Annotated in this window: 17 protein-coding genes and 1 pseudogene; all 18 read left to right on the forward strand. The window is 38.6% G+C overall.

Annotated elements, in window-relative coordinates; genetic code table 11:
* The first annotated feature begins 448 nt into the window (after window positions 1–448).
* The 18 genes and pseudogenes from A2G56_RS09150 to rsmH all read left to right on the forward strand — a co-directional run bounded on the left by A2G56_RS09150 (window position 449) and on the right by rsmH (window position 19,398).
* Complete coding sequence (locus A2G56_RS09150) at window positions 449–1,210, forward strand: elongation factor Tu (RefSeq protein WP_062711818.1); 762 nt, start codon at window positions 449–451, stop codon at window positions 1,208–1,210.
* Between the two features lie 126 nt (window positions 1,211–1,336).
* On the forward strand, window positions 1,337–2,254 hold the full coding sequence (gene glyQ, locus A2G56_RS09155) for a glycine--tRNA ligase subunit alpha (protein WP_062712547.1): 918 nt from the start codon (window positions 1,337–1,339) through the stop codon (window positions 2,252–2,254).
* Between the two features lie 255 nt (window positions 2,255–2,509).
* Window positions 2,510–4,546 (forward strand): glycine--tRNA ligase subunit beta, encoded by a 2,037-nt coding sequence (glyS, locus tag A2G56_RS09160; RefSeq protein WP_062711820.1) that lies wholly within the window; start codon window positions 2,510–2,512, stop codon window positions 4,544–4,546.
* 175 nt (window positions 4,547–4,721) lie between these two features.
* Window positions 4,722–4,979, forward strand: coding sequence for a DUF896 family protein (locus A2G56_RS09165; RefSeq protein WP_062711823.1), 258 nt, complete (start codon window positions 4,722–4,724; stop codon window positions 4,977–4,979).
* Window positions 4,980–5,479: 500 nt separating this feature from the next.
* Window positions 5,480–6,985, forward strand: coding sequence for a glycerol kinase GlpK (glpK, locus tag A2G56_RS09170; protein ID WP_062711825.1), 1,506 nt, complete (start codon window positions 5,480–5,482; stop codon window positions 6,983–6,985).
* A 485-nt stretch (window positions 6,986–7,470) separates the two neighbouring features.
* Window positions 7,471–8,949, forward strand: a complete 1,479-nt coding sequence (locus A2G56_RS09175; RefSeq protein ID WP_062711828.1) for a BglG family transcription antiterminator — start codon at window positions 7,471–7,473, stop codon at window positions 8,947–8,949.
* The gene (locus A2G56_RS09180; protein WP_062711831.1) at window positions 8,939–9,370 is read left to right on the forward strand and encodes a PTS sugar transporter subunit IIA; all 432 of its coding nucleotides are present in this window, start codon (window positions 8,939–8,941) and stop codon (window positions 9,368–9,370) included. The genes A2G56_RS09175 and A2G56_RS09180 overlap by 11 nt, the downstream gene beginning before the upstream one ends.
* The gene (locus A2G56_RS09185) at window positions 9,361–9,810 is read left to right on the forward strand and encodes a PTS sugar transporter subunit IIA (protein ID WP_062711834.1); all 450 of its coding nucleotides are present in this window, start codon (window positions 9,361–9,363) and stop codon (window positions 9,808–9,810) included. The genes A2G56_RS09180 and A2G56_RS09185 overlap by 10 nt, the downstream gene beginning before the upstream one ends.
* Window positions 9,811–9,821: 11 nt before the next feature.
* A complete protein-coding gene (locus A2G56_RS09190) occupies window positions 9,822–10,133 on the forward strand; it encodes a PTS fructose transporter subunit IIB (protein ID WP_062711837.1) in 312 nt (103 codons plus the stop codon).
* A 133-nt stretch (window positions 10,134–10,266) separates the two neighbouring features.
* Window positions 10,267–11,354 (forward strand): annotated as a pseudogene (locus A2G56_RS09195) (PTS fructose transporter subunit IIC).
* An 11-nt stretch (window positions 11,355–11,365) separates the two neighbouring features.
* Entirely contained in the window at window positions 11,366–12,064 is a 699-nt protein-coding gene (gene alsE, locus A2G56_RS09200) for a D-allulose 6-phosphate 3-epimerase (RefSeq protein WP_062711840.1), read from the forward strand.
* A 247-nt stretch (window positions 12,065–12,311) separates the two neighbouring features.
* Entirely contained in the window at window positions 12,312–12,956 is a 645-nt protein-coding gene (gene fsa / locus A2G56_RS09205) for a fructose-6-phosphate aldolase (protein WP_062711844.1), read from the forward strand.
* Window positions 12,957–13,002: 46 nt separating this feature from the next.
* Entirely contained in the window at window positions 13,003–13,665 is a 663-nt protein-coding gene (locus A2G56_RS09210) for an HAD family hydrolase (RefSeq protein ID WP_237334410.1), read from the forward strand.
* A gap of 129 nt (window positions 13,666–13,794) precedes the next feature.
* Window positions 13,795–15,780, forward strand: a complete 1,986-nt coding sequence (gene tkt, locus A2G56_RS09215; protein ID WP_062711846.1) for a transketolase — start codon at window positions 13,795–13,797, stop codon at window positions 15,778–15,780.
* Window positions 15,781–15,860: 80 nt separating this feature from the next.
* Window positions 15,861–16,664, forward strand: coding sequence for a glutamate 5-kinase (gene proB, locus A2G56_RS09220; protein ID WP_062711848.1), 804 nt, complete (start codon window positions 15,861–15,863; stop codon window positions 16,662–16,664).
* 9 nt (window positions 16,665–16,673) lie between these two features.
* The gene (locus A2G56_RS09225) at window positions 16,674–17,924 is read left to right on the forward strand and encodes a glutamate-5-semialdehyde dehydrogenase (protein ID WP_062711851.1); all 1,251 of its coding nucleotides are present in this window, start codon (window positions 16,674–16,676) and stop codon (window positions 17,922–17,924) included.
* Between the two features lie 20 nt (window positions 17,925–17,944).
* The gene (locus A2G56_RS09230; protein WP_062711854.1) at window positions 17,945–18,343 is read left to right on the forward strand and encodes a hypothetical protein; all 399 of its coding nucleotides are present in this window, start codon (window positions 17,945–17,947) and stop codon (window positions 18,341–18,343) included.
* Window positions 18,344–18,447: 104 nt separating this feature from the next.
* Window positions 18,448–19,398 carry a 16S rRNA (cytosine(1402)-N(4))-methyltransferase RsmH gene (rsmH, locus tag A2G56_RS09235; protein ID WP_062711857.1) on the forward strand — a complete coding sequence of 317 codons (951 nt, stop codon included), beginning with the start codon at window positions 18,448–18,450 and terminating at the stop codon, window positions 19,396–19,398.
* Window positions 19,399–19,400 lie beyond the last annotated feature (2 nt).

Genomic DNA, 19,400 nt, shown 5'->3' on the forward strand with positions numbered 1-19,400 from the left:
TATTAAAAAGACTGGGAAGAAAAATTAGTTGTTCGACATTTTGCCTTCTTGGAGATAGAAAAAAATCAGCAAGGTTGCTAAATCAATGTTTCTAAGGAATTGTGTTGAGGCTATCATCAGGAGTGATAGGTTTAGGCTATCAATGTTTTAAAGCACTTGACTAGCTTCTGAGCTTTAAAATACTAGTAAGTCATTTAAAAAATAGACAATCAGATTCTAATTTGATATACTTTTAGGAAGGAAAGAGAGCTTTAGGGCGTTCTAACAGCGAGCTTGGAGTAGTGAGAGCCAGGTGGAACTAAGTAAAGACTTGGCGCTTTCTGTTAGGTTTATCAGAACTACATATGAAGTAAGTAATAAATTAGGGTGGAACCGCGTTTTAACGCCCCTATGTCAAGTGGCATGGGAGTGGAGAAACGTGGTTTTTTAGGTTATTAAAGGAGTTAAAATGGATTATTTTTATCTTGTCCGAGATAAAAAGCAATTAGCTTCCTATCAACGATTTTTAGAAACGTTCGAAAGCAAGTTAGAAGATTATAGCGCATTTCTAATAAGAAACTATTATGTTGAGGATATACCTAAAGCTATTATTTGGGCAGATAAAGTCTCTGCAACAGAAATGTTAAGGCAAATTCCTGTTCCAGCATATACCAATGAGACCCGAATCGTTATGACACCTGATTTGTCAGTTTGGCGTGATATTTATTTGAAGCAGCTCGGTAGCTATGAGGATAGCGCCATTAAAGATTGGCTGACTGATCATTACCAATATGTTGGAGAAAATTACTTACTTCAGATAGTCGGTCATGAATTAGCTCATTGGTCAGAATTATTCGAAGATGATTTTGACGATTATGATAGTTTTATTTGGTTTGAAGAGGGGATGGTAGAGTACATTAGTCGTAAATACTTTCTCACTTCTGAGGAATTTAAAGCTGAAAAACTGGCGAATCGCTACTTGGTTGACCTGTTTCAAAATGAGCACGGTTGGCACTCATTAAATGATTTTGGTCAAGCGACTTATGATGGCAACTACGCTAGTATTTTTTATGAGTATTGGAGAAGCTTCCTTACTGTTGATGAGTTGGTCATGAAGGTGGGATCAGTGGATGCTGTTTTTAAGATCTATCAAGAATGGCTAAATACAGACCATTCTCAACCGTTACTAGATTGGCTTGTTCAAAAAGAAATACTGACGAAAGAACCCTAACATTTAGTCATTTATGGTGTATCAAAATGATTATTAGGACCATCCTATCGGTTTTCATAGAAAGCAAAACGTGTTTTTAAACTCACGCTTTTCAAAAAAGATTATAAAAAGAAAGAGGAAATGAAATTGAGTAAAAAATTGACATTTCAAGAAATTATTTTAACCTTACAACAATACTGGAATGACCAAGGGTGCATGCTGATGCAGGCTTATGATAATGAAAAAGGTGCAGGTACTATGAGTCCCTATACTTTCCTTCGCGCCATTGGTCCCGAGCCTTGGAATGCTGCTTATGTCGAACCATCACGTCGTCCGGCGGATGGTCGTTATGGTGAAAACCCTAACCGCCTTTACCAACACCACCAATTCCAAGTGGTTATGAAGCCATCTCCATCCAATATTCAAGAACTTTATCTTGAGTCTCTGGAAAAATTAGGTATCAATCCTTTGGAGCATGATATTCGTTTTGTTGAAGACAACTGGGAAAATCCATCAACTGGTTCAGCCGGTCTTGGTTGGGAAGTATGGCTTGATGGTATGGAAATCACCCAGTTTACCTATTTCCAACAAGTGGGAGGTCTGGCAACGTCACCCGTCACTGCTGAGGTTACTTATGGATTGGAACGATTGGCTTCCTATATTCAAGAAGTCGATTCTGTTTATGATATTGAGTGGGCTCCAGGTGTTAAATACGGTGAAATCTTCTTGCAACCCGAGTATGAACATTCAAAATACTCTTTTGAACTGTCAAACCAAGACATGTTACTTGAAAATTTTGAGAAATTTGAGACAGAAGCTGCTCGCGCTTTAGAAGAGGGGCTAGTCCACCCAGCTTATGATTATGTCCTCAAATGTTCCCACACTTTCAATCTATTAGATGCGCGTGGTGCCGTTTCTGTTACCGAGCGTGCTGGCTATATTGCCCGTATCCGGAATCTTGCTCGTCTTGTGGCGAAAACCTTTGTCGCAGAACGTAAAAAGCTTGGTTTCCCATTGCTGGATGAAGCAACAAGAGCAGCGCTTCTCGCTGAAGATGCAGAATAGCCAAATGGTCTATTAGACAGTTTCAGATGTGGGTTTAGGTATCAAAGCGATCCCAAAAAGTACCATCGCAGTAAATTTAGAGTGACTTGGAGTCGCTTCAGAAAAGCCTAGATGTTGTGTCAATAATAGCATTGGCTTTGAAAATGATAGGAGTAAACGCAAGGCTTCTGCTTTTTCGTTGATCCAGTAAATCAATGATTTGTTGGCGTGCTAGACCTTGCAAGACCATTGGTAAAAAGAAAAAAGGAAAGAAAAATGACAAAAAATCTTTTAATAGAACTTGGTTTGGAGGAACTTCCAGCCTACGTTGTCACACCAAGCGAACAACAACTAGGAGAGCGTCTTGCCGCTTTCCTTAAAGACAATCGTCTCTCTTTTGAAGACATCAAGACTTTTTCAACGCCTCGCCGTTTAGCAGCGCGTGTGATAGGCCTTGCTGATCAGCAAACTGATTTGACTGAGGATTTTAAAGGTCCTGCTAAGAAAATTGCGCTTGATGATGAGGGAAATTATACTAAAGCAGCTCAAGGTTTCGTTCGTGGAAAAGGATTGAGTACTGATGACATCGAGTTTCGTGATGTTAAGGGGGTCGAATACCTCTATGTCACGAAAAACGAAGCAGGTAAACCAGCAGAAGAGGTTTTAGCCGACCTTCCCAAAGTTCTTCATCAAATGACCTTCCCTGTTAATATGCATTGGGCTAACAATAGTTTTGAATATATCCGTCCAGTTCATACCTTGACTGTTCTGTTGGACGATAACGTTTTAGACATGGATTTCTTGGATATCCATTCTGGTCGTGTGAGCCGTGGACACCGTTTTCTTGGTCAAGAAACGGAGATCGCTTCAGCAACATCTTATGAAGATGACTTGCGTAGACAATTTGTTATCGCTGATGCCAAAGAGCGTGAGCATATGATTGTTGAACAAATCAGAGCTATTGAAGCTGCGGAGGATGTTCAAGTAGAAATCGATGAGGATCTCCTCAATGAAGTGCTTAACCTGGTTGAATATCCAACGGCTTTCATGGGGGCTTTCGATGCGAAATACCTTGATGTGCCTGAAGAAGTGCTGGTAACCTCAATGAAAAATCACCAACGTTATTTTGTGGTGCGTGATCAAAATGGTCAGTTGAAACCTCATTTTATCTCAGTCCGTAATGGGAATGATCAACATATTGAAAATGTGGTTAAGGGCAATGAAAAAGTACTTGTCGCGCGTTTGGAAGATGGAGAGTTTTTCTGGCGTGAAGACCAGAAACTAAAAATTGAAGACTTGGTAGCTAAGTTAGTTGATGTTACCTTCCATGAAAAAATTGGTTCTTTGGCTGAACATATGGAACGCAGTGGTGTTATCGCTAAGTATTTAACTAAAAAAGCTGGTCTTTCAGCTGAAGAAAGTAAGGCAGTCGCTCGTGCCGCTGAGATTTATAAATTTGACCTTTTGACTGGTATGGTTGGTGAATTTGATGAACTTCAAGGACTTATGGGGGAAAAATACGCTCTTCTAGCTGGTGAGGAGGCTGCTGTGGCGACAGCTATTCGTGAGCACTACCTGCCAAACTCAGCTGATGGAGAATTGCCAGAAACGAAAGTTGGTGCAGTCCTTGCGCTTTCTGATAAGTTAGATACCCTGTTATCATTCTTCTCTGTTGGCCTTATTCCTTCAGGTTCTAATGACCCATATGCCCTGCGACGTGCCACAGCTGGTATCGTTCGTATCCTGAATGCCTTTGGTTGGGAAATGCCGTTAGACGAATTGATCACTGATCTTTATGCTTTGTCGTTTGACAGTTTGACCTATCAACATAAGGCTGATGTCATGACCTTTATCCGTGCGCGTGTGGATAAAATGATGGATAAAGCTATTCCAAAAGATATTCGCACAGCTGTTCTTGATAGCACTAACCACGTAGTGACAGAGCAACTGGCTGCTAGCTCTGCTATTTTCCAAAAATCAAAAGAAGCTGGTTACAAAGAAGCTGTTGAAAGTTTGTCACGTGTTTTCAACTTAGCTGAAAAAGCTGAGAATAACGCCATTACTGTTAGTCTTTTTGAAAATGAGCAAGAAAAAGCCCTTAATGCAGCTGTTGAAGATTTAGAGATTAGCCATGACATGCTTGCCAATGTTGAAGCGCTCTTTGCCCTAGCACCTGCTATTACAGACTTCTTTGACAATACTATGGTTATGGCTGAGGATGAATCGCTCAAAGCTAACCGTCTGGCTCTCTTGAAAAACTTAGCGAACAAAGCTAGTTATGTCGCCATTTTCAATCAGTTGAATAGCAAATAGGAAGATGAGGACTACGGATAATGGCCGTGTTTCTCTGAAATAAAGAAAGAAAGGAAAGCCCTAGAGGTAAATCCCTCACCTACGTCTTCGTAAGAAAAGAAAACCGCTGGTTGGATGTGAACATATCCGCTTTAGTGTCTATCTTTCTTGGGGCGTATAGGCTTAATATCTTAAGATGGACCAAGCTAAAATTAATCGCATTAATGAATTAGCGAGAAAGAAAAAAACGGTTGGCCTCACTGATGAGGAAAAAGTTGAACAGGATAAACTCCGACGCGAATATATTGACGGTTATCGCAGATCACTTCGTCATCATATCGAAGGCATCAAATTAGTTGATGAAGATGGCAATGATGTAACACCAGAAAAACTCCGTCAAATTCAACGTGAAAAAGGCTTGCATGGTCGCAGTTTGGATGATCCTGAATCTTGATCGCTTAAAGGCAACGTCAAATCATTAAAATGTTGTCAATACTTGTTACAATAAACAAAAACCTAAAATCAAGATCTTGAGATTAATGATTTTAGGTTTTTTTGCATTTAGTAGTACAAGCGCCATGGTTTTCCTGTGCAATAGACCTCTAAGGGTTAATCGCTTTGGCGTGATCTTGTCTTATTGATGGGGATTAACCCTAGGCTTAGGATTTTTGAAAAAAGTTTTGATAAATCATCATTTTGGCTGATTCTTTGTAAGCTAAAAGTCACTTCACAGTAATGCTGACTGGCTGTTAGAGACTGGATAAAGTATTAGACTGTCACTAGAGTGAGGTTACGTGCTGACAATCTATCGGTTCTGGTGGGACTAGGACCTGCGTTAAGGCGATAGGGTAGTAATAGACAATAAGGTAGCAAAATAAATGCAGAATTTCTATAGTTTTGTTATAGTAAAAGAGTCAGAAAACGCTTACTTGTTAAGAAAAGAGGAGGACGAGAATGTCTCAAGAAAAATATATTATGGCTATTGATCAAGGAACGACCAGTTCAAGAGCTATTATTTTTGATAAAAAAGGACAAAGTGTCAGCACAAGCCAGAAGGAGTTTCCACAGATTTTTCCGAAGGCTGGCTGGGTTGAGCATGATGCTAATCAAATTTGGAATTCGGTACAATCAGTGATAGCCAGCTCTTTCATTGAATCGGGGATTAAACCCGATCAAATAGAGGCGATTGGGATTACGAACCAACGTGAAACGACAGTTGTGTGGGATAAGCATACCGGTCTTCCGATTTATAATGCTATTGTATGGCAATCACGTCAAACAGCTGATTTGGCAGAACAGTTAAAAAAAGATGGCTATACGGATATGTTTCATGAAAAAACAGGTTTGGTGATTGATGCCTATTTCTCTGCAACAAAGGTGCGGTGGATTCTGGACAAAGTTCCCGGGGCGCAAGAGAGGGCGGAAAAAGGGGACTTGTTATTTGGAACGATTGACACTTGGTTGGTATGGAAATTGACGGATGGTCAGGCTCATATTACAGATTATTCCAACGCTGCTCGTACCATGCTTTATAACATAAAGGAGTTAACCTGGGATGATGAGATTTTAGAGCTTCTTAATATTCCTAAGGTTATGTTACCAGAGGTAAAATCCAATTCGGAAATTTATGGTGTAACAGCACCTTTCCATTTCTATGGTGGCAGTGTTCCGATTTCAGGGATGGCTGGAGATCAGCAAGCGGCTTTATTTGGACAGCTAGCTTTTGAAAAAGGGAAGATTAAAAATACTTATGGAACCGGCTCGTTCATCATTATGAATACTGGTGAAGAGATGCAATTGTCAAATCATAACTTGTTGACGACGATTGGATATGGCATCAACGGAAATATTTACTATGCCCTAGAAGGTTCCATTTTTATTGCTGGTTCTGCTGTTCAATGGCTTCGCGATGGACTTCGTATGATTGAACAGTCAGCGGATTCTGAAATGCTTGCTTTACAGTCAACAGCAGAAGATGACATTTACGTGGTTCCTGCTTTCACAGGTCTAGGAGCACCCTATTGGGATTCTGATGCCAGAGGGTCAGTTTTTGGCTTGACGCGTGGTAGTAGCAAGGAAGATTTTGTAAAAGCAACGCTACAATCCATTGCTTATCAGGTACGCGATGTGATAGATACCATGCGACTAGACTCAGGAATTGCTATTCCTGAATTGCGCGTGGATGGTGGGGCAGCGATGAATAATTACCTCATGCAGTTTCAAGCCGATATTCTTGGGATAGATATCACCCGAGCTAAGAATTTGGAAACAACGGCTCTTGGGGCAGCCTTCTTAGCAGGATTGGCAGTAGGCTACTGGAAAGATATTGAAGAGCTTAAGAAACTTAACGAAGCAGGTCAACTGTTCCAAGCGCACATGCCTTCTTCACGCAGAGAGAAACTTTACAAAGGATGGAAACGCGCTGTAAGAGCGACACAAGTCTATGCAGCTGAAGAGTAGGTGAGAGGGAAAGAGTTGTTGGTTGTTACAGATAATCAAGCAGAAATAAGAACTTTATATATGGAAATACTTCTTGCTAATTCACAGAAATTGAAAAACTATTTCTCAAAAATATTAGTTGATAGAAACGTAGTTCGTTAGTTTTAAACCTAAAACTGATGAACTATTTTTTATTTTTAGTAGTTATAGTAGTATGAAATAAAAATACCCCAAGAAAAGTATTGGCTGATTGTGATACTTTTTCGAGGCATATTATATCCTAGTTGTACTGATTTTATTTCATTTTACTAAGGATAAATGTGTGGAGATTTTACTCATGCAGAAATGATATGTATTTATACCTCTTTGAGATGATTTAGCTTTTTTCTCGTAACTAAGTTTATTATAGAATGAAAAGGTAGATTGAAGTTGGCTATTGTACTGGACAATGAATTATCACAAACGAAACAAGAAAACGATTACAATAAAAATGAAGGGAGGATGAGATGAAGAAGCAGAATAGAATTGATCAACTCTTTAAAATTCTATCTAAAAAAAAGCAATTTATTACTGCAAAAACTTTATCATGCGAACTAGGGATATCTGAAAAAACAGTATATCGTTTGGTTCGCGAACTAAATGATAATTATTTTCCAGAACTCCCTATATTGTCTGAGAAAGGAAAAGGTTACCGAATAAATGAGCAGTTTAAATATAGGTCTATCCATCTTTTCAATGATAATGAAATGTCTGCTGAAAAAAGACGAGAAAATATTTTGGAAAGATTGTTAATGATTTCTCCAAGTAGTATTTCTACAATTGCATTAGGACAAGAGTTTTTTGTTAGTGACTCCCAAATACTAAAAGATAAACAATTGTTACAAAAGCAATTGTTTCCTTATAATTTGGACATTTTATCCCGAAAAGGAGAACTTCTGATTAGGGGAAATGAGTTTGATGTTAGACAAGCTATTGTAGATTTAATACCCAGTTTTAGCACTATTGACCTAGATAGATTGGAGTTTCATGAAGACCCAACGATTAATCTAGAATTAGCGCAATTTTTACAGTCTGAAATAAAGAAAATAGAGTATAATCTTCAAGACAAAATTCCTTATCCTTATAATGTCAATATTTTTTCACACTTATATATAATGGTTAATCGAATTCTCAAAGTTAGAAAATTTGATCAGTTACCGAAGAATGAGAATGGTGTTGCCACTATTGAAGAAAAGGCTATCTATCACGAAAGTAAAAGAGTCGTTAATGCTATTGAACATTTTATTTATAAAAAGATTCCTGAGATTGAAGTAGATTATTTGTATAGGTATCTTATTTCTTCAAGATTCCAAAATAAAAAAGTTGTCTCGGAGACACCGCAATTTTCTAAAAAAATACGGCAAATAACAAGACAGTATTTTGATAAATTTACTTTATTTGATTTATCAAACATTCAAGATGATTCGCCGATTTTTGTGGATTTAGCCAATCATATCAATCCTTTATTGAGGAGGATTGAGAATAAGATAAGAATAAAAAATAATATGCTCAATGATATCAAAGATAATTACAATGCAATTTTTAAAGAATTAGTCAAAATTTCAAAAATGGTAAGTCAAGAATATGGTTTATCAGGTATAAATGATGATGAAATTGGTTTTTTAACTCTGTATTTTGCAAGATTTAAAGAGATAAAAAGACAAAAAGTTAAAGTAGTGATTATGTGTACTACTGGTATAGGTACTTCTGAATTATTAAAATCAAAGATAGAAAATAATTTTCCTGAGGTTGAAATATTGGCAGTAACTAATTATCAACAGCCTGATACTATTATTGAAAACTTTCCAAGTCTAGAACTATTAATTTCAACTATTGATTATCCCAAGACGAATAGATATAGAACAATAGTAGTTAGTGCTTTGTTCACAGAAGAAGATAAAAATCAACTTAGAAGTTATATAAGGGATATCAATTATGAGAAATGATGATGTGAGTATTTATCTTGGAGAACCATTAGCAGATAAGCAGACCGTTTTAGAATTTTTATATGATCATTGTGATATTGATGATTATGTTTCTCAACAGATTTTTCTAGAAAATCTAGAAGAAAGAGAGAAACAAGGCAGTATTGAAATTGCTGAGGGTGTCATTTTACCTCATTTTGAGTATAAGGCGCTGACACGGACAAAAATTATTATCATCAGACCATTGCAGTCAATTAAAAGCTGGTCTTCAAATATTAGCAAAGTCGACCTAGTGATTGCACTTCTGTATAAAACAGGTGATAGTTTAAATGAGATTAAACTGTTGATGCAAATGTTAGCTAATGATTCTTTCATTGAAAATTTGAAAAAGAAAGATGTAGAAGTAGTAAGTCAAATAATAAGGAGTAAATTATGCAAGTAGTTGATGCTATTGATTCCAATTTAGTTGTCACTGAGTTAGATGTTTCAACTAAAGATGAAATGCTAGAAGTTTTAATAGAAACATTAAAAGTTAATGGTTATGTCAATGATTCAGATGGTTTCTTAAAAGATGTTTACGAACGAGAAGCTGAAGGACAGACCGGTATTGGTAATTTTGTTGCGATTCCGCATGGAAAAAGTTTTTTTGTAGATAAAGTTGGTGTTGCAATTGGAATTAATCGGAAAGATATTCCATGGGAGAGTCTCGATAATAATGGCGTAAAAGTTGTCATCTTATTTGCTATAGGAAATGATACTGAGGGTGCCCAAGAACATTTGAAACTCTTATCACTCTTTGCAAGGAAATTAGGTAATGATGAAGTTATTAATCATCTAGTGAATTCAAAAACAGTTGATGATGTCATCAACGCATTTAAATAAAGGAGTAAATTATGAAAATTGTCGGAGTAGCAGCATGTACTGTAGGAATTGCACATACTTATATTGCACAAGAAAAACTTGAAAATGCGGGTCAAGCAGTGGGTTATGAGGTTCATATTGAGACTCAAGGAACTATTGGTATAGAGAATGAATTAACTCAAGAACAAATTAATGAGGCTGACGTTGTTATTTTAGCTGTTGATGTCAAGATTTCTGGTATGGAACGTTTTGAAGGAAAAAAAGTAATTAAAGTACCAACAGAAGTTGCTATAAAATCACCTAATAAGTTAATTGCAAAAGCTGTTGAAATTAGTTCAAAATAAAGTACTTAAAGGAGGACTAGAAACAGCTGTGACTCTATTGTTCTGGTAAGTCTTTCAACAGTCGAGCTGTAAGAATTGTTAGCATTTTGGGGAGAAGAAGCCCCGTAAACTTATTTTTAGAGGAGAAAAGGACATGATAAAACAACTTAATTTAAAAGGTCACCTTTTAACTGCCATTTCTTATTTGATCCCTATCGTTTGTGGGGCAGGATTTCTTGTAGCTATTGGTCTTGCAATGGGTGGGAGTGTTCCAGATGCTCTTGTGGCAGGTGAATTTACATTCTGGGATACTCTCGCAACAATGGGAGGAAAAGCATTAGTGTTGTTATTGCAACAGGAATTGCATTTTCTATCGCAGGTAAACCAGGTATCGCCCCAGGTTTTGTTGTAGGGCTTGTTGCCAATGCCATTGGGGCAGGATTTATTGGTGGAATTTTAGGAGGTTATATTGCAGGTTACTTAGCACTTGTGATTTTAAAAAAAATTAAAGTGCCTTCTTGGGCAAAAGGGTTGATGCCTACCTTAATAGTTCCATTTCTATCATCGTTTGTTAGCGGTATGATTATGATTTATGTTATTGGTGGACCAATTGCTGCCTTTACCTCATGGTTAACGGGCTTCCTACAAAGTCTCGGTGATACTTCAAACGGTGTTATGGGAGCTGTTGTTGGTGTACTTAGTGCTGTTGACTTCGGTGGGCCACTTAACAAGACAGTTTATGCCTTTGTTTTAACTTTACAAGCTGAAGGAGTCAAAGAGCCGTTGACAGCATTACAATTGGTTAATACAGCCACTCCAGTTGGGTTTGGTTTTGCTTACCTAGTTGCTAAATTACTAAAGAAAAATATTTATACAAAAAATGAAATTGAAACACTAAAATCAGCTGTACCAATGGGAATTGTTAATATTGTTGAGGGTGTTATTCCAATCGTTATGAATAATCTGGTACCTGGCTTGATTGCTACAGCTATTGGTGGAGCTGTTGGCGGCTCAGTATCAATGGCTATGGGAGCAGATTCAAGCGTTCCATTTGGCGGTGTGTTAATGCTACCAACTATGACGAAGCCCATAGCAGGTATTTGTGCACTGTTAGCTAATATTCTTGTGACAGGGATTGTATATGCAATTCTTAAAAAGAATGTTACAGAAAAAGATGAAGTTGCTATTGTCAATGCTGAAGATGAAGAAGATATTGATTTTGATGACATTGAAATTTTGTAAGGAGAAAAAGTATGTCAAAAGTAGAATTTTCACCGTCACTAATGACCATGGATTTGGACAAATTTACAGAGCAGATTACTTTTTTAAATGATCATGTTAGCTCATACCATATTGATATTATGGATGGACATTTTGTCCCTAATATTACTTTATCGCCGTGGTTCATTGAAGAGGTCAGAAAAATATCTACCTTGCCTATGTCAGCTCATCTCATGGTTACTGACCCTACGTTTTGGGTTGATCAATTGATAAATGTAAATGCGGAATGGATATGTATCCATGCAGAGGTGCTAAATGGACTGGCTTTCCGTTTATTTGATAAAATTCATAATGCAGGTCTAAAAACAGGTGTTGTCTTAAATCCTGAAACACCTATTGAGACTATCCTTCCTTATATTACTTTAGTTGATAAAGTTACTATTATGACAGTGGATCCTGGGTTTGCAGGACAGCGTTTTCTTGAAAGTACATTAGATAAGATTGTTGAACTAAAGGCTTTGAGAAAAAAAAATGACCATCACTTTGTGATAGAAATGGATGGTTCTTCAAGTCGCAAAACTTTTAAACAAATTGATAAAGCTGGTCCAGATATATATGTCATCGGACGAAGCGGACTATTTGGCCTTTCTGAAAATATTGAAGAATCATGGGATATCATGACAAAAGATTATTTTGAAATGACTGGTAAAACAGTAGAATGTAATGATTAGAAGTTTATAAAGCATTATTTTTAATAGTTACTTACAAAACCATTCTCCCTTTTCCAGATTTTCACCAATCGTTTCTGTAAATAACCTATGAAATCCAGTAAAAATTTAATAAAAAATAAGAAACTTATGAAAGTGTCAGCACGATATTGACTTCAGTGAGGAAAGCGATTACAATGCAAAGTGGATGACGTTGTGATAATGTCATCCTAGAAACTAATTTATTTTTAAAAGATTTGAAGGAGTTCTTATGAAATTTTTTCTAGACACAGCAAATGTTACAGCGATTAAAGAGATTCATCGCTTAGGTGTGGTGGATGGCGTGACCACCAATCCGACTATCATTTCAAAAGAGGGACGTGATTTTGAAGAGGTCATCAAAGAGATTTGTACCATTGTTGATGGGCCTGTTTCAGCTGAGGTGACGGGGCTCTTAGCTGATGAGATGGTTGAAGAAGCTAGAACAATTGCTAAGTGGGCAGACAATGTCGTGGTTAAAATTCCAATGACAACAGAAGGCCTTAAAGCTGTTCATATCTTATCAAAAGAAGGTATTAAGACTAATGTGACCCTTATCTTCACAGTTTCTCAAGGCTTGATGGCCATGAAAGCGGGAGCGACCTTTATCAGTCCATTCATAGGTCGTTTAGAAGATATTGGCACAGATGCTTATCAGTTGATTTTAGAATTGAGAAACATCATTGACCTGTATGATTTTAAAACTGAAATCATTGCTGCAAGCATTCGAAATACAGCTCACGTTGAAAGAGTCGCCGGACTTGGTGCACATATTGCTACAATACCAGATGCCCTGTTTGAGAAAATGACGAAACATCCTTTAACGGATTCTGGTATTGAAACCTTCTTAAAAGATTGGGAAGCTTTCAAAAACTAAAGCAGGGGACTAAAGGCTGATTCAATCAGCCTTTTTTAGAAATAAAATGATTAAAGTAATTTATTTTGATATTGATGATACTCTTTACGACCAATTCAAACCATTTGAGGATGCTTTTAAAACAGTTTTCCCTCATTTGCAAATCGATATTAGACAAGCCTATCTCAACAGTAGGCAATATAGTGATCAAGTATTTGAAGCCACCGAAAATGGCACATTAGATCTTAAAACAATGCACAGGCAGAGGATTCAAACAGCTTTGAAATCATTATCTCTATCGATCACAGATGATGAAGCTGATTCGTTTCAAAGGCGTTATGCAGCCAATCAAAGGCATATTACATTAGATAGTTCATTGAGGTCTTCGTTTGATGCTTTAAAGGCGAGTGGAGTTACTCTTGGGATAATAACCAATGGCCCTCTGGAGCATCAAATGCGCAAGATCCATCAACTAGGTTTAGCGAACTGGGTCGATGAAGACCATATTTACATTTCATCAGAGCAAGGGATTGCCAAGCCTGATATACGATTGTTTGATTTAGCGAGAAAAGGCCTGTATTCTCCAGAAGACTGTCTTTATATTGGTGATTCCTTTGATAATGATGTTGTTGGTGCAAAGTCAGCAGGTTGGCAGGTCATCTGGTTTAATCGTCGAAATAAACCACTGCCTTCTTCTCAGTATTCCCCAGATTATCAGGTAACTAAATGATTTGTGCAAATTGCTGCTAGATTTCATTAATTAGACAGAAAAACCGATGATTTTATGATATAATAAAAACGATTACAGACTTATTTTTGTGAAATGGTTGATGCCATTTCTTGTCATAGAGGAGGAATTATGACTTTTGATACAGTTGATCAATTAGCGGTAAATACCATTCGCTCACTTTCAATGGATATGATCCAAAAAGCCAATTCAGGTCATCCAGGGCTCCCTATGGGTGCAGCACCAATGGCCTACGTGCTTTGGAATCAATTTTTGAATATAAACCCTAAAACAAACCGTTCGTGGACTAACCGCGACCGTTTTGTCCTATCAGCGGGTCATGGAAGCGCCTTGATTTATAGTTTACTTCACTTGTCAGGTTATGACGTCACGATGGAAGATATTAAGAACTTTCGTCAGTTTGGCTCAAAAACACCAGGTCACCCTGAAGTAAATCATACTGATGGTGTCGAAGCTACAACGGGACCACTTGGTCAAGGAATTGCGAACGCTGTCGGAATGGCAATGGCTGAAGCGCACTTGGCTGCCAAATACAATAAACCTGATTTTAATATTGTCGATCATTATACTTTCGCTCTCAATGGTGATGGTGATTTGATGGAGGGGGTTTCTCAAGAAGCAGCTAGTCTCGCTGGACACTTGAAATTGGGTAAATTAGTGCTCCTTTATGATTCAAATGACATTTCACTTGATGGTCCAACGTCAATGGCTTTCACAGAAGACGTTAAGGGACGCTTTGAAGCTTACGGATGGCAGCATCTTCTAGTCGAAGATGGCAATGATTTAGAGGCTATTGCTAAAGCTATCGAAGAAGCAAAAGCAGAGTCAGACAAACCTACCATTATTGAAATCAAAACCATCATTGGTTATGGAGCGAAAAACCAAGGAACATCAGCGGTTCACGGTGCCCCACTTGGTGATGAAGGGATTGCACACGCTAAAGAAGTTTACGGTTATGACTATCCTGCTTTTACAGTGCCTGAAGAAGTGGCTGAGCGATTTGCGACAGGACTCCAAGCACGTGGTGAAAAAGCAGAAGCTGCTTGGAATGAACTCTTTGCTAAATATGAAGCCAAATATCCTGAATTAGCCGCAGACTATAAAGCAGCCTTCGAATTGAAACCAGTTGAAGTAGAACTCGATGCCCATGAAGTTGGCCAAAGCTCTGCTAGCCGTGTAACAAGTCAAGCAGCCATCCAACAAATTTCTGAGCAAGTATCATACTTCTGGGGTGGTTCTGCAGACCTTTCAGGTTCAAACAACACTATGGTCAAGGCTGAAACTGACTTCCAGGCAGACAATTACAAAGGTCGTAACATTTGGTTTGGCGTTCGTGAATTTGCTATGGCTGCAGCGATGAACGGTGTAGCTCTTCACGGTGGTAGCCGGATTTATGGCGGAACATTCTTTGTCTTCTCAAATTACCTACTCCCAGCTGTTCGTATGGCAGCCCTAGCTGAATTACCAACTGTCTATGTCATGACTCATGACTCAGTTGCTGTTGGAGAGGACGGACCAACTCACGAACCAATCGAGCAATTGGCAAGTGTTCGTTCAATGCCAAACCTTAACGTTATTCGCCCAGCTGATGGTAACGAGGTCAATGCGGCTTGGAAACGTGCCCTTCGCGAAACTAAAACTCCAACCATGCTTGTTCTAACACGTCAAAATCTACCAGTTCTTGAAGGAACGGCAGAATTGGCTGAAGAAGGGCTTAACAAGGGTGCCTACATTCTTTCAGAAGCAAAAGGTGATCTTGATGGTATTATTATCGCAACAGGTTCTGAAGTAAAATTGGCACTTGACACACAAGCTTCTCTAGCTGAAGAAGGGATTCACGTTCGTGTGGTTTCCATGCCATCTCAAAACCTTTTTGATGCGCAAACACCAGAGTATAAAGAAGAAGTTCTCCCAAGTTCTGTAACCAAACGCCTTGCTATCGAGGCAGCAGCAAGCTACGGTTGGGAACGTTATACAGGCTTAAAAGGGGCAACCCTTACCATTGATACTTGGGGAACATCTGCTCCGGGAAATAAAATCTTTGAAGAGTATGGCTTTACAGTAGAGAATGCTAGTCAATTGTATAAATCACTTTAATTAGTCAAAAAGTCTCATGATATGAGGCTTTTTTGATGTTCAAGCTATTCTAATGTTTAAAAATTTAGTATAATTTGCCTATGAAGCGAGAATTTAGTAAGGTAAAACGTTTGGTGATCAAAATAGGGACTAGCTCCTTAGTGCTGTCAAACGGAAAAATAAATTTAGAAAAAATAGACCAACTGGCTTTTGTCATCGCCAGTCTTCACAACAAGGGACTAGAAGTCGTTTTGGTTTCTTCTGGAGCCATGGGGTTTGGTTTAAACCTTTTAGACATGGATAGACGCCCACAAGAATTATCAAAACAACAGGCCATCTCAAGTGTTGGTCAGGTAGCTATGATGAGCCTCTATGCTCAGATTTTCTCACATTATCAAACCAATGTGTCGCAAATTCTATTGACACGTGACGTAGTTGAATTTCCAGAAAGCTTGGAAAATGTGACGAATGCCTTTGAAAGTCTTTTGAATTTGGGGATTGTCCCCATTGTCAATGAAAATGATGCCGTCAGTGTTGATGAAATGGATCACGCCACTAAGTTTGGTGACAACGACCGCTTGTCAGCTATTGTCGCAAAGATTGTCAAAGCAGATTTGCTGATTATGTTATCAGATATTGACGGTCTTTTTGACAAAAATCCAACCATCTATGACGATGCCACTTTGAGAACCAGTGTGAGCGAGATTACTGAGGAGATTTTAAAATCAGCTGGCGGTGCTGGCTCTAAGTTTGGAACTGGTGGCATGCTCAGCAAGATCCAGTCAGCACAAATGATGTTTGACTATAATGGGGCCATGGTCTTAATGAATGGGAAAAACCCAAGGGATATTCTCAGAGTACTCGATGGTCAAATCATCGGTACCCTCTTTAAACAAGAAAAATAGGAAAAGGTTATGTCAGTAATTGAAAGACTTGGAAAACAAGCAAAAGTGGCTAGTTGTGAGTTAGCCTCTTTGTCAACCATTGCTAAAAATCAACTGCTCTTGGCTTTGGCCGACGCCTTGGTGAACTCTTCAGCCATTATTTTGGAAGCCAATGCTAAAGACGTGGCAGCTGCAGCAGAACATGGCATTTCAGACGTTATGGTCGATCGTCTACGTCTAACGGAAGAACGTATCCAAGCCATGGCAGAAGGCGTTAGTCAAGTAGCAGACTTATCTGATCCTGTTGGACAGGTTGTGCGTGGTTATACTAATTTGGACGGTTTGAAAATTGTTCAAAAACGAGTTCCGCTTGGAGTGCTTGCGATGATTTTTGAGAGTCGTCCTAATGTCTCCATTGATGCCTTTAGTCTTGCCTTAAAGACCAATAATGCTATCATTCTGCGCGGCGGTAAGGATGCTATCCATTCTAACAAAGCCCTTATTCAGGTGGCGCGTCAGGTTATTCAAGAAGCTGGTTACAATTCTGATTTTGTTCAGTTGGTAGAAGATACCTCACATGCTGTAGCGGAAGAATTAATGGTGGCTACTGATTACGTTGATGTTCTTATTCCACGTGGTGGCGCACGCCTTATTCAAACGGTTAAAGAAAAAGCCAAGGTACCAGTCATTGAGACAGGGGTTGGTAATGTTCATATCTATGTGGATAAGTATGCTGATTTAGATATGGCGACTGACATCGTGATCAATGCTAAAACTTCGCGACCAAGCGTTTGTAATGCAGCAGAAAGTCTCGTGGTGCATCGCCATGTAGCGGCAGACTTCTTTCCAAAGTTAGAAGCAGCATTAGCTGACAAACAAAAGATTGAATTTAGAGCAGACCAAGCTGCCATGCCTTATTTGAAAAATCCTGTTGAAGCGACAGAAGAAGACTTTGCGACGGAGTTTCTAGATTACATCTTATCGGTTAAAGTGGTTGACCATTTTGAAGAGGCGCTGGACTGGGTAAACCGTTATACAAGCCATCATTCAGAAGCTATTGTGACCCATGATATTAGAAGAGCAGAAATGTTCCAAGATAGTATTGACGCAGCAGCCGTCTATGTCAATGCCTCGACTCGCTTTACAGATGGATTTGTTTTCGGATTAGGGGCCGAAATTGGCATTTCAACGCAAAAAATGCATGCACGTGGACCAATGGGCTTAGAAGCTTTAACGTCAACCAAGTTTTACATCAATGGACAAGGCCAAATTAGAGAATAAGTCATTTTAGGAGGACAGTTATGACCAGCCAGAACGACGAAGCTAAAGAAGCTTTAAGACAGTTATTACATGCGATTGACGATTGTCAGAATGATCTTAAAAACCTCAATGACTGGAGCATTATAGACTTGATTGCTGGAAATGCTTTTATGAGTGCTATTAAACGAGATAAGATCACTAAAGTCAATCAGAAATTAGAAGGATTAAACCAGCTAAGAAAGATAACTCAAGAAAAACTCAGTAATGTGGAACTTGGCTTGGTTACTGATATTTCTAATTCAAAAAGCGATAGATTCTGGGATATTTGGGCAGACAATGTCTATACCGATTGGAAAGTTGGCAAGGAAATATCAGCAGTCTCTGAACAGATCAGCTCTTTGAAAGAAGACGTTAGAGACCTGCTGGACAGACTTTCCTAGTTTCAGCAAAACTGAAGTCGATAGTATTATCCGCCAAACTCTAGTGACCATGTCCGTCTGCCTATTTAAGACAAGCAAGATTCATTTATGATATAATAAAGGTTATGACTAAAGACTTTCATCATGTAACAGTGCTTTTGCACGAAACCGTTGATATGCTTGATATCAAGCCCGACGGCATATATGTGGATGCGACCCTAGGTGGTGCAGGCCACTCGTCTTATCTGTTATCTCAATTAAGCGAAAAGGGACACCTTTACTGTTTTGATCAAGATCAGACCGCTATTGATAATGCCCAAGTAAAACTAAAAAACTACATTGACAAGGGGATGGTCACCTTCATCAAAGACAATTTCCGTCATTTGAAGTCTAATCTAGGCCAACTAGGAGTGACTGAGATTGATGGGATTTTGTATGATTTGGGCGTTTCTAGCCCCCAATTAGATGAACGGGAACGTGGCTTTTCTTACAAACAAGATGCTCCTCTTGATATGCGCATGAACCGCCAAGCAGAGTTAAGTGCTTATGATGTTGTTAACACTTATGATTACCATGACTTAGTGCGGATTTTCTTTAAGTATGGTGAGGATAAATTCTCTAAACAGATTGCTCGTAAGATCGAACAGGCGCGTCAAGTCAAGCCCATTGGGACTACAACCGAATTGGCAGAGTTGATTAAATCAGCTAAACCCGCTAAAGAACTTAAGAAAAAAGGTCACCCAGCTAAGCAGATTTTTCAAGCTATCCGTATTGAAGTTAACGATGAATTAGGCGCAGCTGATGATTCCATCCAAGAAGCCCTAGATTTACTGGCTGTCGATGGACGAATCGCTGTGATTACCTTTCACTCTTTGGAGGATCGCTTAGCGAAACAACTTTTTAAAGAAGCCTCAACAGTGGAAGTGCCAAAAGGTTTGCCATTTATCCCAGATGACTTACAACCCAAAATGGAGCTAGTTAACCGCAAGCCAATTTTGCCGAGTCAAGAAGAATTAGAAGCGAATAATCGTGCTCACTCAGCTAAATTGCGAGTGGCAAAAAAAGTTAGGAAATAAAT

The organism is Streptococcus halotolerans, from assembly GCF_001598035.1.
Classification (GTDB): domain Bacteria; phylum Bacillota; class Bacilli; order Lactobacillales; family Streptococcaceae; genus Streptococcus; species Streptococcus halotolerans.